This is a genomic window from Streptomyces sp. NPDC094147 (assembly GCF_044764265.1).
In the GTDB taxonomy this organism is placed as follows: Bacteria; Actinomycetota; Actinomycetes; order Streptomycetales; family Streptomycetaceae; genus Streptomyces.
This window is the reverse complement of the sequence record NZ_JBIWHT010000004.1, coordinates 94,818-110,494: the sequence shown is the minus strand read 5'-3', so window position 1 is coordinate 110,494 and position 15,677 is coordinate 94,818. Positions and strand designations below refer to the sequence as shown.

Below are 15,677 nucleotides of genomic sequence, written 5' to 3'. Positions count from 1 at the left end.
CCCGCGATCCGCTTCTCCGGAAAGGCCTGACCATGAGAACTCCCCAGCGGGGCCTGCGCCTCGCAGCGGCGCTCGCCGCGGCCGGGCTCGCGCTGACCGCGCTGCCCGGGACCGCCGCCCTCGCCGACGGCCGCGGCAACGGTGTGCGCACCCTCACCGACGCCCAGGCCGGACAGCTCGCCAAGCGCCTCACGCCCGATGTGTACGACGAGGCGGGCACCCCGCCGCCCGCCGCGCCCGGGACCAAGGCCGGGCCGGGCCCCGCGGCACCCCAGGCACCCGGCGCCGCGGCGGCCGGTCCGCTTCCGCTCACCTCCAAGAACGTCACCGAGACCGTCCGCGGCGTCGCCGACACCACCCAGCTGCCCGGTACCCGGGGCGACTACCTGACGGTGCACAGCCTCGGAGACATCGCGCGCATCGACCGCACCGGCACCACCGTGTGGGAGCGCCACAACTACTCGCTGTACCAGGACTGGCAGGTCAAGAACGTCCAGCCCTGGCAGCCCGACCCGTACCCGGCACGGATCCCGATGGGCTTCAACGCGATCGGGCCGTTCGCGGACAACAGCGAGAGCGGCTACAGCGTCGGCGACCTGACCGGCGACGGCGTCGCGGACGTGGTGTTCAGCGCCGAGGTCGGCGTCAACCCGTACCGCCCGTTCACCGTCCCCGGCAGCAAGCTGCGCACCGGCACCTTCGTGACCGTGCTCGACGGCAGGACGGGCCGGACGCTGTGGAGCCGGCTCTTCGCCCACGCGCAGCTGGTGAAGCTGGTCGGCACGACGCTGGTCGTCGCCGACCAGCCGTCCGCCAACCAGGGCGCCCCCAAGGACGCCCTGGGCACGCTGTACGGATTCCGCTTCAAGTATGCCGCGGGGAAGCTCACCTCGGACAAGCCCTGGACGTACAACACCGGGGAGCACAACGCCCGTTGGGCCGCCGTCGAGGACACCGGCGGCGGGCTGCTCGCCGTCTCCTGGGACCGGCGCAAGACGAAGACCGCACCGGCGGCGGGCCACACCCTGCTCATCGACACGGCCGACGGCAAGGCGAGATGGACGGCCGAAGGCGCCCTGTACTCACGGCAGTTGCGCTACGACGCCGCGCGCGGGCGGCTGCTCGCCCTGGAGCAGACCGACTACACGGACGGCCTGACCTACGAACTGGCCGCGTACGACACCAGGACCGGCACCCGCACCGGGCTCGACCGGCGCGTGAACGCGGTGGCGCTCGGCATCCGGGTCGGCGACCTGGCGGGCGGCCGCACACCGCAGTACGCGGTGGCCGAGGCCACCCTCGACAGCTCGCTCTTCGTCGACGCGAGCACCGTGCGGGTGCTCGACGGCGGCGACGGCGCGACCGAGCTGTGGTCGCACACCACCAAGCGGCCCCCGGGCCAGGAGCGGGCGAACGGCCCCGTCGACTTCGGGCTGAAGATCGCCGACGGACGGCTGTACGTCTCCTCGTTCACCGGGGAACTGAAGGGCGCGGCGGGCTACGGCGGGCTGCGCTCGGCCGCGCTCACCGCGTACGACGGGCGCAGGGGCACGGTGCGCTGGGCGCAGCGCGGACCGGTCGCATCCGATCTGTACGCCGAGCCCTTCCGCCAGGGCGGCCAGAGCCTGATCCGTACCGTCGACGGCGACCAGAACGTCCGCACCTACCGGGCCGACAACGGCCGCCAGGTCGCGCTGAACCCGCTGCCGGGCGGTCTGTCCTGGGCGGCTGCCGTCGACATCAACGGCGACGGCGTGAAGGACGTGATCGCCGGCGGTGAGTCGCACGGGCTGTGGGCCTACGACGGCAAGGCGTATCTGGCGGGCCGGGCCAAGGTGATCTGGAAGTCGGTCATGCCGGGCGCGGTGCACCGCGTCACGGCCGCCGACACCCACGGAGACGGAAGGCCCGAGCTGGTGGTCGCCGCCGAGTCCGAGGCCGTGATCGTGAACGCGCGTACCGGCCGCATCGAGCAACACCTCGACGGGCACGGGCAGTTCGTGTGGTCGGTGGCCACGGCGCCGCTCGACGGGCGGCGCGGCGCCGAGGTGATCGTGCCGACCGACAAGGTACGGGCCTACCGGGGCGACGGTTCGCAGCTGTGGGAGTACGCGGGCCCGGCGGGCACCGTGTTCTCGGACGTGTCGGTCTCCGGTGGCACGGTGTACGCCTCGTACAACACGCGCATACCGGTGGGCTCGGCCGTGGACGCGGCCGATGTCGGCGAGGTGGCGCTCGACGCCCGCACCGGCAGGGCCCGCTGGACGGCGGTGCCCACGGGCGACGACGGGGCCAAGGCGGTGGCGGCCCAGCTGGTGGACGGCGTGTTCGCCTCGCCGGGGATCCCGTACGCGGACGGGCATGCGGTGGCCTTCGCCTCGGTCGTGCGCAACGGGCGGTTCCTGGAGCAGCGGGTGGACATCCGCGACGCCCGGACCGGCCGGGCGGTCCGCTCGCAGCAGTACGGCGGGCCCTGGGTGCACGGCAGCTGGCTGACGGGACCGGAGGGCCTGACCGAGGTGCGTACCGTCGTGTACTCCACGTACGGTCCGGGCGGCTCGCTGCACGAGGTGAACACGCTGCCGACGGTCACCTCGGGGGCGTTCGTCAGCGGTCCGGGCGGCAGGCGGCTGCTGCTCGGCACCGTGCAGAACGGCGTCTACCTGTGGGACCCCTCGATCCTGACGTCCGGCGGACCCAACTACCCGCCGCAGCTTGCCAAGGCGTCCGCGTACGAGGACGGCGCGAACCTGGTCGCCGACCTGAACGGCGACGGGGTCGACGAGATGATCCTGCTCAACCGGGACGAGCGGGGCTACGACCAGACCCTGGAGCTGTCCGGCGGCCGCAACCGCGACACCTCGCAGCCGGTCCACGGAATCGGGGTGGTGTCCTTCCCGAAGCCGTGACCCGGGGAGCGGCCCGAGGGCCGGTGCCCGAGGGCTCCGCCTCCCGCTGATCCCACCGGCCTCCGTGCGCATCGGCACACGGGGGCTGGCGGCATGCCCATGACCAGTGGTTAGAGTGCGGGCACATGGACGCCGTAGCTCCGCATGCAGCCGCCGGGGACGCCCCAACCGCCCCTCCCCTGCTGCGGCTGCACCTTTTCGGCGGGTTCCGGGTGGAGCGCGACGGCGGTCCGCCGCTCCCCGAGCGCTGGCCGAGACCCAGCGCCCGCGCCCTGGTCAAACTGCTCGCGGTCACCCCGGGCCACCGCCTGCACCGCGAACAGGCGATGGCCGTCTGCTGGCCCGAGGCCGACCAGCACAGCGCCACCGGGAGTCTGCGGGTCGCCCTGCACGCCGCCCGGCGCGCCCTGGAGCCGGAGCTCGCGCCGCGCGCCGCCTCCTCCTATCTCATCGGCGAGGGCGCGCTGCTGCGGCTCGACCCTCGGACGGTGTGGATCGACGCGGACCACGCCGAGAGCCTGGCCGAGACCGCGCTCGGCGGCGGCGGCAGTTCCCAACTCGCAGCCGCGCTCGACGTGTTCAGCGGTGAGCTGCTGCCCGAGGACCGCTACGCCGACTGGGCCGAGGGCCGCCGTGCACGGCTCTCGCTGCTGCGCGGGCGGGTGCTGCTCGCCCTGGCCGAGGCCCATCTGGCCGAGGGCGATCCCGCGAGCGCCGCGGTCGCCGCGGAACACGCGCTGGTCACCGCGCCCGCCGAGGAACCGGCCCACCGGCTCCTGATGGAGGCGTATCTGCGGCAGGGGCTGCGGCGGCGGGCGGCGCACCAGTACCACCTGTGCCGCGCGGCCCTCGACGCGGAACTGGGGGTGCGGCCGGGCCCGGAGACCGAGCGCCTGCACCAGGCGGCCCTGGACGACTCGGCCCCGGCGGCCCGCACCGCGGCCCCCGTGCTCCCGCCCGCGATCCGCACCGCGCCGCCCACTCCGATGCGCGGCCGGGACTCGGTGCTCGCCGCCCTGCTGCGCCCGGCGGGGCCGCCGGTCCGGCTGGTCGTCGGTGAGGCGGGTCTGGGCAAGACCCGGCTCGTCGGCGAGGCGGCCCGCCGGTCCGCGGCGGCCGGCGCGGCCGTGCTGTGGGGCGCGGGCCACGACGCCGAGGGGCACACGCCGTACGGCGCCTTCGCGGACGCGCTGGACGGCTGGCTGGCCGACCGGCCGCCCGCCGAACGCGCCCGCACCGGCGCCGAGTACCCCGAACTCGCCGCGCTGCTCCCCTCGTTGGGCCGGGTGCGCGGCGTCTTCGACCGCAGCCCCGAGGACGAGCGCGACCGGCTGTTCCGCGCGACGGCGGGCCTGCTCGCCGAGCTGGCCGCCGAGCGCCCGGTGCTGGTGGTGCTCGACGATCTGCATGCCGCCGACACCGGATCCTTCCAGCTCCTGAGCCATCTCGCCCGGCGCACCGCGGCGAGCGGTGCGGGCCTGCGGTTCGCGGTGACGTACCGCGAGGAGGAACTGTCCGCGGCCGATCCGCGCCGCACGGGCATCGACACCCTGGTACGCCAGGGGCTCGCCCGCACCGTGCAGTTGAGCCGGCTCGACCGCGAGGCCTGTCTGGCGGTGGCGGCCGATGCGCTCCGCCTGACCACGGGCGCGGCCGACGGCGGACTCGGCCGGGTGTGGGAACTCTCCCTCGGCAACCCGCTGTTCGCCGTCGAGCTGGCCCAGGTCCTCGGCGACGGCACCCCGCCCGACCGGCTCGGCGCGCCGGAGGGGGTGCGGCAGCTGGTGGGCGGGCGGCTGGCCCGGATCGGCGGGGCCGCCCGCCGGATGGTCGAGGTGGTGGCGGTCGCGGGCGGCGAGGCCCCGCTCGCCGAGGTGCTCGACGTCGCGGCGCACGGTCTGTTCCCGCCGCTCGGCGCGGCCCAGTCCGCCGAGGCGCTGGACACGGCGGTGGCGGCCTCGCTGATCGCCGAGCGCCGGGTGGTCATCGCGGGCCGCCCGGTGGCCGGTCTGGCCTTCCGGCACCCCCTGGTCCGGCTCACCTGCTACGAGCAGCTCTCCGCCGTGCGCCGCCGGCAGCTGCACTCCGCCTGCGCCGACGCGGTGCTGCGCAACCGGCCCGACGCGGTGGACGCGCTCGCCTCGCATCTGGCACGGGCCGACGACCCCCGGGCGGCCGCCCATCTGCGCGAGGCGGCCGAGCGGGCGGCCGCGCTGTACGCCAACGACACCGCCGACCGCTACTTCCGCGAGCTCATCGCCCGCCTCGGCACGCCGGACGACGGCATCGCGGGCGATGAGACCGATCCGGCGCGCGTCCGGCTCGCACACAGCCAGGTGCTGCGCAGAATGGGCCACTTCGAGGCGGCGGCCGAGACGCTCCGGGCCGCCCTCGCCGAGTTCGGGCGGCGGGGCGAGGCGGACCACGAAGTGCTCGCCGCGGCGCTGCTCGCGGACGTGCTGGCCAAGACGGGCACGCCGGAGCGCGGGGCCGAGCTGCTGCGGGCGCATCCGCCGGGGCCCGGCACGGCGCCCGAACCGGCCGCCCAGCACCACATCGCCCAAGCCGTGGTGCACTTCGTGCTCGGCCGTTACGACGACGGCCATGCGACGGCCCGCCGGGCCCAGGCGGCGGCCGAGCGGGCAACTGGGCTTTGTGGAACGGGACTTGTGGCCCGTTCGCTCGCCATGCAGGCCACCTGCCTCGGCCTCGGCGGCCGTCCCGATCAGGCCCGCGCGGCCGCGGACCGGGCACTGGCTCCCGCCGAGGCGTACGGCGATCCGACCCTGCTCGCCGGCGTCCTGTCGATCCTGCGCGAGAACGCGCGGCGCGAGGGGCGGCTGCGCGATGCCGTCGCCATCGGCGACCGCGCGCTGGAGCTGGCCGAGCGCTCGGGCGATCCGACGGCCACCTCCTTCGAGCAGGCCAATCTCGCCGAACTCCATCTGCTCCTCGACGAGTTCGAGGCGGCCGAGCGGCACGCCGAGGCGTCGGTGCGGGGCGCCGTGCCGGACGGCGCCTGGTCGCTGCCGTATGCGCTGGCCGCGCTGGCACGGGTGCGGATGCGCGGCGGGGCGCCCGCCGCGGCCGCGGATCTCCTCGAACGGGCGGGGCGGGTCGCCGCCGCCCACCACGACCGCCAGGCGCAGCACGAAGTGCGCACCGCGCTGGCCGAGTTGGCCGATCGCACGGGTCCGGTCAGATGACGCCGAACGGGATCCCGGCGGATGTCGCCGCCTGAGCAGTGAGCGCAGAACTCCGGGTCACGAGAGGGGTACGAGTTCGACCGGGAAGCCGTTGAGCACCGAGGTCCCCGACAGCGGGTCGAGCCGGGAGCCGTCGAGCAGCTGGTTGACGTTGACGCCGGGGCGGTCGGCGGCCACCGCCAGGCGGCTGCCGGGCCGGCTGTGTCCCCAGCCGTGCGGCAGGCTGACCACGCCCCTGCGCACGCTGTCGGTGATCTCCACGGGTGCCGCGACCGCTCCCCCGTCCGCCGTGATCCGCACCTCGGCTCCGTCGGCGAGGCCGAGCCGGGCCGCGTCCTCGGGGTGGATCTGGAGGGTGCAGCGGTTGGAACCGCCGTTCAGGGCGGGGATGTTGTGCAGCCAGCTGTTGTTGGAGCGCAGATGGCGCCGGCCGACGAGCACGAGCGAGTCGGGCCGCTCTTCGAGGGCGGCGCGCAGCCGGGGCAGGTCGGCGGCGATGGGCGCGGGGAGCAGTTCGATCCGTCCGCTGCGGGTCCTGAGGACCTGCGGGAGGCGGGGTTCGAGCGGTCCGAGGTCGATGCCGTGGGGGTGGGCGAGCACCCGCTCCAGGGTGAGCCCGTCCGGGTCGGCGCCGAAGCCGTCCCCGTACGGACCGAGCCTGAGCATGAGGTCGAGGCGGCGCTCGGGGCCGCCCGCGCCGGTGAGCCGGGCGGCGAGCGCCCCGGCGTCCTGGCCGTGCACGGGCGAGTGCGGGTCGGCTATCGCGGCGGCCAGCGTGCGGTCCACGATCATCGCGTCCACCGCGCCGGGGTCGGCGCCGTGCATGCCGCTCACGGCGAGCACGAGCCGGGCGTGGATCTCGCACTCGTCCATGCGCCCCTCGGCGAGCGGCAGCGCGGGCCGGGTGTAGCGGACCTGGTTGCGGACGGCGAAGGAGTTGAAGGTGAAGTCGAAGTGCGCGCTCTGCGAGGGCGGCGGCGGGGGCAGCACGACATCGGCGTGCAGCGAGGTCTCGTTCAGGTACGGGTCGATGCTGACCATGAAGTCGAGCCCGGCGAGCGCCCGGTCGAGCCGGTCCCCGTCCGGCGCGGAGAGCACCGGATTGGCGGCGCAGGCGATGACCGCGCGGATCTGTCCCTCGCCCGGCGTCTCGATCTCCTCGGCGAGCGCCGCGACGGGCAGTTCGGACTTCGCCTCGGGGTGTCCGCCGACCCGGCTGTGCCAGCGCCCGAGCGCGAAGCCCTTGCCGGGTCCGGCCGGGCGGGGTGCGCGGTCGGTGGCGGAGAGCGGGAAGAGCACGCCTCCGGGCCGGTCGAGGTTGCCGGTGAGGATGTTGAGTACGTCGACCAGCCAGCTGGCCAGGGTGCCGTGCTCGACGGTGCAGCTGCCGATCCGGCCGTATACGGCGGCGGTGGGTGCGGCGGCGAGTTCGCGGGCGATGACGCGGATGTCGTCCGGCGCCACGTCGCAGGCGGCGGCGACGGCCTCGGGCGTGAACTCGCCGACGGCGTCGGCCAGTTCACCGAGCCCTTCGAGCCGGCCGTCGAGGCCGCCCGGTGCGGTGAGCTTCTCCTCGAAGAGCACCTGGGCGATCGAGGCGAGCAGCAGGGCGTCGGTGCCGGGCCGGACGGCGACGTGCCGGTCGGCCAGCTTCGCGGTGCGGGTGCGGCGCGGGTCGACCACGGTGAGCGTGCCGCCGCGCCTGCGCAGGGCTTTGAGCCGGCCCGGGAAGTCGGGGGCGGTGCACAGGCTGCCGTTGGATTCGAGGGGGTTGGCGCCGAGCAGCAGCAGATGGTCGGTGCGGTCCAGATCGGGCACCGGGATGGCCATCGGGTCGCCGTAGAGCAGTCCGCTGGAGACGTGCTTGGGCATCTGGTCGAGGGTGCTCGCGGTGAAGAGGTTGCGGGTGCCGAGGGCGCGGAGCAGGGCGGTCGGGTAGAGGGCTCCGGCCATGGTGTGGACGTTGGGATTGCCGAGCACCACGCCCACCGCGTTGGGCCCGTACCGCTCGGATATGGCCCGCAGCCGGGCCGCGATCAGGTCGAAGGCCTCGGCCCAACTGGCCTCCTCCAGTACGCCGTCGCGGCGCACGAGCGGCGCGGTGAGCCGGTCGGGGTCGCTGTCGACCTCCCCGAAGGAGGCGCCCTTGGGGCAGATGAACCCCTGGCTGAACACGTCGTCCGCGTCTCCCCGGGCGCCGGTGATCCGGCCGCCCTCCAGGGTGAGGCTCAGTCCGCAGGTGGCTTCGCAGAGCGGGCAGATACGCAGGGCGGTGCGGGACATTCGTCCTCCCAGGGCGGCGGCGCGCGGGCCCTTCGAGCATACCGACCGGTAGGCACGTGGGGGAGGTCCCGGCCGGATCAGTCCAGGGTGCGGGCGAGGTAGGCGTGCAGCAGCTCCCGCGTCTCCGCGACGATGTGGGGGTCGCCCTGCGGGTCCGTGCGGAAGGCGAGGCGCAGGGTGGCGTCGGCCGCCTCCACCGCGACCAGGATGACCCGGCGCAGCTCCGCGTCCAGGGTGCGGCCGAACTGGGCCGGGAGGAGTTCGGCGAGGCGGTCGGCGAGGATGTGGTTGGCGTCCGACGCCGGGTCGGGCACCGGCTGCGGGCCGCCGAAGTCGACCAGATTGAATCCGGGCACCGTCTGTTTCAGGACCAGGTACTCGTCCAGGACCGCGTCGACGGCACCCCGCCAGTCGGCCGCGTCGATCGCTGCCAGGCGGGCGTTGATCATGCCGGCGTAGCGGTCGAGGTTGCGGGCGGCGAGCGCCTCGGCCATGGCCCGCTTGTTGCCGAAGAAGCGGTAGACGGACCCGATGGGCACGCCGGCGCGCTGGGCCACGGCCCGCGTGGACAGTTCTTCGTAGCCGGTCTCGTCGAGGAGTTCGGCGCAGGCGTCGAGTATCCGGGACAGCCGCTCGGCGCTGCGCTGCTGCACGGGCGCGCGACGGAGGTTCGCGTGGACATCAGGAGCAGGAGGCACGGGCCCATCATGCCCGGCCGGTCCGGATTTCCCGTTGACGCGTCCGCATCGTAATCCTACGGTTGAGCATAGGATTCCAGCACTGCAAGCAGGAGAGCGGACGATGACGACGACAACCGGCGAACAGGCGAGGAAGACCGCGGAGGGCCTTGCCTACTCCTGCGGCTTCGGCAACGAGCACAGCTCGGAGGCCGTCCCCGGCGCCCTGCCGCACGGGCGCAACACCCCCCAGCGCGCCCCGCTCGGCCTGTACGCGGAGCAGCTCAGCGGCAGCGCCTTCACCGAGCCGCGCGCCCACAACCGCCGCTCCTGGCTCTACCGGATCAGGCCCTCGGCCGCGCACCCGCCGTTCACCCGTACCGACAACGGCCACCTCCGCTCGGCCCCCTTCACCGAGACCACCCCCGACCCGAACCGGCTGCGCTGGAACCCGCTGCCCGAGCCCCCGGCGGGCACCGACTGGCTGGCGGGCCTGTGGACCCTCGGCGGCAACGGTGACGCCACCCAGCGCACCGGCATGGCCGTACACCTCTACCACGCCAACTCCTCCATGGAATCAAGGGTGTTCAGCGACGCCGACGGGGAGCTCCTGATCGTCCCCGAGCGCGGCGGTCTGCTCCTGCGCACCGAGCTCGGACTGCTCGCCGCCCGCCCCGGCGAGGTCGCCCTGATCCCGCGCGGCGTCCGCTTCCGGGTCGAGCTCCTGGACGAGAGCGCGCGGGGCTATGTGTGCGAGAACTATGGCCGGCCCTTCCAGCTCCCCGACCTCGGCCCGATCGGCGCCAACGGCCTCGCCAACGCACGGGACTTCCGGGCGCCGCTCGCGGCGTACGAAGACCCCGAGGACACAGCGGGACCGGTCGAGGTCGTCAACAAGTTCTGCGGCAACCTCTGGACCGCGACATACGACCACTCCCCGCTGGACGTGGTCGCCTGGCACGGCAACCACACGCCGTACGTCTACGACCTGCACACCTTCAACGTCATCGGAACCATCAGCTACGACCACCCCGACCCGTCGATCTTCACGGTGCTCACCGCGCCGTCCGACACCCCGGGCCTGGCCGGAGTCGACTTCGTGGTGTTCGCGCCGCGCTGGCTGGTCGGCGAGGACACGTTCCGGCCGCCGTACTTCCACCGCAACGTGATGAGCGAGTACATGGGCCTCATCGAGGGCGCCTACGACGCGAAGGCCGAAGGCTTCGTGCCGGGCGGCGGCTCGCTGCACAACATGATGTCGGCGCACGGCCCGGACCGGGAGACCTTCGACCGGGCGAGCACCGCCGAGCTGAAGCCGCAGAAGATCGACGACGGGCTCGCCTTCATGTTCGAGACGCGCTGGCCGGTCACCGCCACCGGGCAGGCGGCGACGGCCGGACACCTCCAGCAGGGCTACGACGAGGTGTGGCAGGGTCTTCAGCGCCACTTCCGCTCCTGAGCACCACCTGATACGGATCCCCTGTGACCTCCTCCTTCGCACCCGACTCCCTGGTCCTGAACCGGAAGCTGCCGCTCTGGTACCAGGTGTCCCAGTCGCTGCGCGCCTCGATACTGGGCCGCTCCCCCGACGCCTCGCTGCGGCTGCCCACCGAGGAGCGGCTCGCCGAGCACTACGGGGTGAGCGTGCTCACCATGCGCCAGGCGCTCAAGGAACTGGAGGAGGAGGGCCTGATCAGCAGGCACCGGCGGCGCGGCACGTTCATCGAGCCTGCCGCCCGGCGGGCCTCCCCGGTCCGGCTGCTCGGCTCGATCGACGCGATCGTGGCCCAGCAGTCGGGCGAGCGGACCACGATCCTGGGCCACGGCCCGGAGCCGGTGCCCGGCGATCTCACCGAGTACTTCCCCGGACGCGAGGAGGTCGTGACGTACCGGCGGCTGCGGTGCGACGGCGAGAGCGGCGAGCCCACCAACTGGGCGCACAACGCGGTGCGTCCGGAGGTGGCCGCCCGCATCGACCTCGCCGATCTGGAGCGCTGGCCGATGACGAAGGTGCTGCGGGACGCGGTCGGGGTGGACATCAGCCGCATCACGGACACCGTGGAGGCCCGCCTGGCCGATCCGACCACCGCCGAACTGCTCCAAGTGCCGCTGCTCTCCCCGATCCTGCACTACACGGGCGTCACCTACGACAGCTCGGGCCAAGTGGTCGATGTCGCCCGGATCCACTACCGCGGTGACCGCTTCGCGTTCTCGGTGACGGTCGAGGCCAACTGATACGGGGGCATCCGGCTCACTAGCATGCTGGCTGTGAGCGATGACGCGCCTCTCCTGGCGGACCTGATGCCCTGGTCGGTGGCTCCGCTGCGGCTGGGCCGCGACTGGGTGGTGGCACCCGACGAGCGGACGCTGCGCTCGCGCTGGGATCTGCTCGTACGGTCCGAAGGGGCCGAGCGGGAGCGGTTGTTCGGCCCGAGCCGGGCCCGTACGCTCCGCTCCGCCGTCGCCGCCCTGCCCGGCCGGGCCACCGGCACCGGCCCGTTCGCGCTGGAGCGGGGCCCCTGTCCGGCGCCGGTCCGCATCCAGCACGGCCCCTTCGACGAGCAGTGGCTGATACCGGACCAGCGGCTGATCGACGCCGCCCGGCCCGAGCTGTGGCGGGTCGCGGACGAGCGGCAGCTCTTCGTGGTCGAGCTGGGGTATGTGCCGAAGGAATCCGGTCCCGCGGTGACCGTCTCGGCGGTGCTGCCCGACGGCCGCTCCCCCGCCGGGCGTCCGGGCCTCATCCGCCCGCTGCACCGTCGCCCCGGCGGCCTCGAACCGAACCTCGCCCCGGGCCTGCTCGCCTTCCTCCGCGAGACGTACGGGAGCGGTGTCGCGGCCGCCGATGTGCTCGCGTGGATCGCGGCGGCCGCCCGGCCGGGCGCCGCGGGCTGCTCCGTGCCGCTGACCGCCGACCCTCAACTCTGGTCCAGAGGCGTCGAGTTGGGGCGCAGGTTGTGCGCGGTGATGGTGCGCGGGGCGCGCGGCGGCGAGAAGCCCCGACTGCCCGGCGGCCGGCGCCCCTATGTGCGGGCCGCGCTCCCGGCCCGCCCGCGGGAGCTGCGCTACGACGCCGAGGAGGAGACCCTGCGCGTGGGCGACGGCGGCCGGATCTCACCGGTGCCGCGGCAGGCCTGGGAGTTCAAGGTGGGCGGGGTGCGAATGCTTGAGCTGTGGTTCCAGCGCCGCACGGAGCCCGCCGAGCCGGGCACGCCGGCCGCCGTCGGGCCGGCGAGCTGGCCGCAGGAGTGGACCTCCGACCTGCTCGAACTGATCACGGTGCTCGCTCTGCTGGCCGAACTGCGCCCGGAACAGGCCCAGTTGGCGAACGGACCGGCCCTCACCCGCAAGCACCTGGCCGCGGCCGGGGTGCTGCCGGTTCCGGATGCCGCGCGCCGCCCGGCCTCCGTGTTCGACCACCACGAGGAGGGTCCGGGCGGGCAGTTCGCCCTCATCTGAGGACGCGTCAGGCGGTGTATTCCGTGAGGTCGATGGTGTGGATGTGCTGCGGGGTCCTGTACACCGGGTGCGTCGTCTCGCTCGCGAGGTCCATGCCGAGCTTGCGCGAGACGTTCTCGGACGCGGTGTTGCTCAGGTGCGTGATGCTGATGACCCCGTCGAGCCCGCGGTCCTGAAGGGCGAACTCCAAGGTGGCGTGGGCGGCTTCGGAGGCGTACCCCTGACCCCAGAACGGCCGGCCCAGGCGCCAGCTGATCTGCACGTCGGGCACGCCCTCCGGCTGGAACTCGGGCACCGAGAGACCGGCGAAGCCGATCAGCTCACCGGAGGCGAGCAGTTCGACGGCGAACAGCCCGAAGCCCTCCTCGTCCCACTCCTCCTCCCAGCTCTCGATGTCCTCGGCGGTCTGCTCCAGATCGCGGACCGAGCCGTCGCCGATCCAGCGCATGACTTCCGGGTCGGCGTTGATCTCCGCCATGGGGACGAGGTCGTCGTCGGTCCATCGGCGCAGGACGAGGCGGGGGGTGCGGATCTCGGTCATGGGGCCATCCTGCACGGATCGGGGTCCGAGCCGGAAATCGGCGACCAGCGGGTGTCCGGCCATGATCAGCCGGACGCCCCCTGGCGTTCGAAACCGTCGAGCGTCCTGGCCAGCGCCCTGTCGAACACCGCGTCCAGGTCGATCGGGCCCGAGTCCTCCGCGAAGGCGGCGGCCAGACGGGGGTATCGGCCGGTGGAGACCTGGCTGAAGAGGTAGGCGATCCGCACGCCCTGCTCCTGCTCCTCGGACCACGGCAGCGAGCGGGTCCGCTCCGCCGTGGCGATCTCGTTGGCGACGTACGCGGTGACGACGCCGTTCACCGAGGCGATCAGCTCCATCTTCGTGCCGGACCTCGCCTCCAGCGGGTCGAGGCAGTCCATGCAGTGCTCCAGGTACCGCAGCGCGTTCGGGCTGAAGCCGTACACCGGGGACATCAGCCGCGGCACCCACGGGTGGCGGTGCATCAGCGCCCGGGTCTGGTGCGCGAGACCGAGCATGTCGGCCCGCCAGTCCCCCGTCGGCGCGCTCAGCTCGTACTCGGCGCTGACCGCGTCGACCATCAGCTCGTACAGGTCCTCCTTGCGCGGGACGTAGTTGTACAGCGACATCGTTCCGCAGCCCAGCTCGGCCGCGACCCGGCGCATGGAGACCGCGTCGATGCCGTCGGCGTCCGCGATCCGCACGGCGGCGGCCGCGATGTCGGCACGGCTGAATGCGGGCCTGGGGCCCCGTCCGGCGCGCTCGGGGCGCGCCCAGATCACTTCTGGTTCAGCAGGTCGCCCTGCCATGGATCATCACCTCGCCCCCCATCGTAGTTACGTACGCCGTACGTAGTGCGGTACGGTGGGCCGCATGACAACTACGTACGCTGTACTTAGTGAAGGTCTGGAGAAGCGCTTCGGCGCGGTCCACGCGCTGCGCGGCCTCGATCTGGCGGTCGCGGAAGGCACCGTCTGCGGGGTGCTCGGCCCCAATGGCGCGGGCAAGACGACGGCCGTACGGCTGCTGACGACGCTGCTCGCGCCGGACGCCGGCTCCGCGCGGGTCGCCGGGCACGACGTGGTGCGCGAGCAGGACGCGGTGCGCCGGGCGATCGGCGTGACCGGCCAGTCCACCTCCGTCGACGTCGAACTCACCGGGCGGCAGAACCTCCAGCTCTTCGCCAAGCTGCACGCGATGCGCGGCGCGGCGGTCCGCGTCCGCGCCGCCGAGCTGCTGGAGCAGTTCCGGCTGACGGACGCGGCCGACCGGGCGGCCGGCACGTACTCCGGCGGCATGCGGCGTCGGCTCGATCTGGCCGCGAGTCTGCTCACCCACCCCCGCGTGCTCTTCCTCGACGAGCCGACCACCGGGCTCGATCCGCAGAGCCGCAACCAGATCTGGTCCGCCGTGCGCGCCCTGACGGCCGAGGGCACCACGGTGCTGCTCACCACCCAGTACCTGGAGGAGGCCGATCAGCTGGCCGACGACATCGTGCTGATCGACCGGGGCCGGGCCATCGTCACCGGCACCCCCGCCGAACTGAAGGCCGGGATCGGCTCGTACGCCCAGGTGGTGGTCGCGAGCGAGGACGCACTGGCCCAAGCGGCCGCCGTACTGGACCAGTTGACCGGGGCCGAGCCCCAACTCGACCCGGCCGGACGGACGGTGGGCGCGGTGTCCGCCGACCCGACGCTCACCCTGCCCCGCATCGTCCGCGAACTGGACGCGGCCGGGGTCCCGATCCTGGACGCAAGTCTGCGCCCGCCCACCCTCGACGAGGTGTTCCTGCGCCTCACCGATGCCGCCAACTCCCGCAAGGAGGCTGTGACATGACCTCGCTCGTCCACGACAGCTCGGCCATGTTCGGCCGTCAGCTCCAGCGCATCAAGCACGCGCCCGGCGTGCTGATCCTCACCCAGACCATGCCGATCACGATGCTGCTGTTCTTCGGCTACGTCTTCGGCAGCGCGCTCGCCATGCCGGGCGGCGAGTACCGGGCCTATCTGGTGCCCGGACTCCTGGTGGCGACGGCCGCGGGCGGTCTGATGACCGGGATGTTCCAGGCCGCGCAGGACTCCCACCGCGGGGTGATGGACCGGCTGCGCACGCTGCCGATGAGCCGGGCCGCGGTGCCGGTCGGCCAGGCCGCGGCCGATCTGCTGACCACCGCGCTCGGCATGGTTCCGCTGATGCTCGTGGGACTCGCGGTGGGCTGGCGGATCGACAGCGGGCCGCTCGGCGCGCTCGGCGCCTTCGCACTGCTGATGCTGTTCCGCCTCGCGACCACCTGGACGGGCTTGTTCCTGGGGCTGCTGACGCAGAGCGAGGAGGCCGCCGGGCAGCTGGGTTCGGCCACCTTCATCCTGCCGCTGCTCTCGAACGCCTACATCCCCACCGGCAACCTCCCCGGCTGGCTGCGAGCGATCGCCGAGTGGAACCCGATCAGCGCGGTGGCGTCCGCCGTCCGCGACCTCTGCGGCACCTCCTCGCCCGCCGCGGACGCGGCCTGGCCGGTCGCCCACCCGGTCGCGGGCTCGCTCGCCTGGTGCGCCTTCCTGCTGCTCGTCTTCGTGCCGCCGGCCGTACGCCGCTACGCGAACTCCGGCCGCTGAGCTGCGGC

11 protein-coding genes are annotated in these 15,677 nt (G+C 73.6%); 7 read left to right on the top strand and 4 right to left on the bottom strand.

Annotation, left to right across the window (positions count from 1 at the left end; all coding sequences use genetic code 11):
- Window positions 1-32: 32 nt before the first annotated feature.
- Both ACIQ8J_RS09570 and ACIQ8J_RS09565 read left to right on the top strand, forming a co-directional pair.
- The gene (locus ACIQ8J_RS09570) at window positions 33-2,909 is read left to right on the top strand and encodes an FG-GAP-like repeat-containing protein (protein ID WP_403265726.1); all 2,877 of its coding nucleotides are present in this window, start codon (window positions 33-35) and stop codon (window positions 2,907-2,909) included.
- Window positions 2,910-3,034: 125 nt separating this feature from the next.
- Window positions 3,035-6,115, top strand: a complete 3,081-nt coding sequence (locus ACIQ8J_RS09565; RefSeq protein ID WP_403265724.1) for an ATP-binding protein — start codon at window positions 3,035-3,037, stop codon at window positions 6,113-6,115.
- A 57-nt stretch (window positions 6,116-6,172) separates the two neighbouring features.
- On the opposite strand, the gene ACIQ8J_RS09560 is transcribed toward ACIQ8J_RS09565, so the two are convergent.
- Both ACIQ8J_RS09560 and ACIQ8J_RS09555 read right to left on the bottom strand, forming a co-directional pair.
- The gene (locus ACIQ8J_RS09560; RefSeq protein ID WP_403265721.1) at window positions 6,173-8,398 is read right to left on the bottom strand and encodes a molybdopterin oxidoreductase family protein; all 2,226 of its coding nucleotides are present in this window, start codon (window positions 8,396-8,398) and stop codon (window positions 6,173-6,175) included.
- Between the two features lie 77 nt (window positions 8,399-8,475).
- Entirely contained in the window at window positions 8,476-9,096 is a 621-nt protein-coding gene (locus ACIQ8J_RS09555) for a TetR family transcriptional regulator (RefSeq protein WP_403265718.1), read from the bottom strand.
- A 103-nt stretch (window positions 9,097-9,199) separates the two neighbouring features.
- On the opposite strand from ACIQ8J_RS09555, the gene hmgA reads away from it, so the two are divergent.
- The 3 genes from hmgA to ACIQ8J_RS09540 are packed head-to-tail and all read left to right on the top strand — an operon-like array spanning window position 9,200 to window position 12,534.
- Window positions 9,200-10,534 (top strand): homogentisate 1,2-dioxygenase, encoded by a 1,335-nt coding sequence (gene hmgA, locus ACIQ8J_RS09550; protein ID WP_403265715.1) that lies wholly within the window; start codon window positions 9,200-9,202, stop codon window positions 10,532-10,534.
- Window positions 10,535-10,557: 23 nt separating this feature from the next.
- Window positions 10,558-11,310, top strand: a complete 753-nt coding sequence (locus ACIQ8J_RS09545; protein ID WP_403265712.1) for a GntR family transcriptional regulator — start codon at window positions 10,558-10,560, stop codon at window positions 11,308-11,310.
- Window positions 11,311-11,334: 24 nt separating this feature from the next.
- Window positions 11,335-12,534 (top strand): type ISP restriction/modification enzyme, encoded by a 1,200-nt coding sequence (locus ACIQ8J_RS09540; RefSeq protein WP_403265709.1) that lies wholly within the window; start codon window positions 11,335-11,337, stop codon window positions 12,532-12,534.
- A gap of 7 nt (window positions 12,535-12,541) precedes the next feature.
- On the opposite strand, the gene ACIQ8J_RS09535 is transcribed toward ACIQ8J_RS09540, so the two are convergent.
- Entirely contained in the window at window positions 12,542-13,075 is a 534-nt protein-coding gene (locus tag ACIQ8J_RS09535) for a GNAT family N-acetyltransferase (protein ID WP_403265706.1), read from the bottom strand.
- Between the two features lie 65 nt (window positions 13,076-13,140).
- Window positions 13,141-13,863 (bottom strand): TetR/AcrR family transcriptional regulator C-terminal domain-containing protein, encoded by a 723-nt coding sequence (locus ACIQ8J_RS09530; protein ID WP_403265704.1) that lies wholly within the window; start codon window positions 13,861-13,863, stop codon window positions 13,141-13,143.
- A 64-nt stretch (window positions 13,864-13,927) separates the two neighbouring features.
- On the opposite strand from ACIQ8J_RS09530, the gene ACIQ8J_RS09525 reads away from it, so the two are divergent.
- Window positions 13,928-14,890, top strand: coding sequence for an ATP-binding cassette domain-containing protein (locus ACIQ8J_RS09525; RefSeq protein ID WP_403265701.1), 963 nt, complete (start codon window positions 13,928-13,930; stop codon window positions 14,888-14,890).
- A complete protein-coding gene (locus ACIQ8J_RS09520; protein ID WP_403265698.1) occupies window positions 14,887-15,669 on the top strand; it encodes an ABC transporter permease in 783 nt (260 codons plus the stop codon). Before ACIQ8J_RS09525 ends, ACIQ8J_RS09520 begins: the two co-directional genes overlap by 4 nt.
- Window positions 15,670-15,677: the final 8 nt, after the last annotated feature.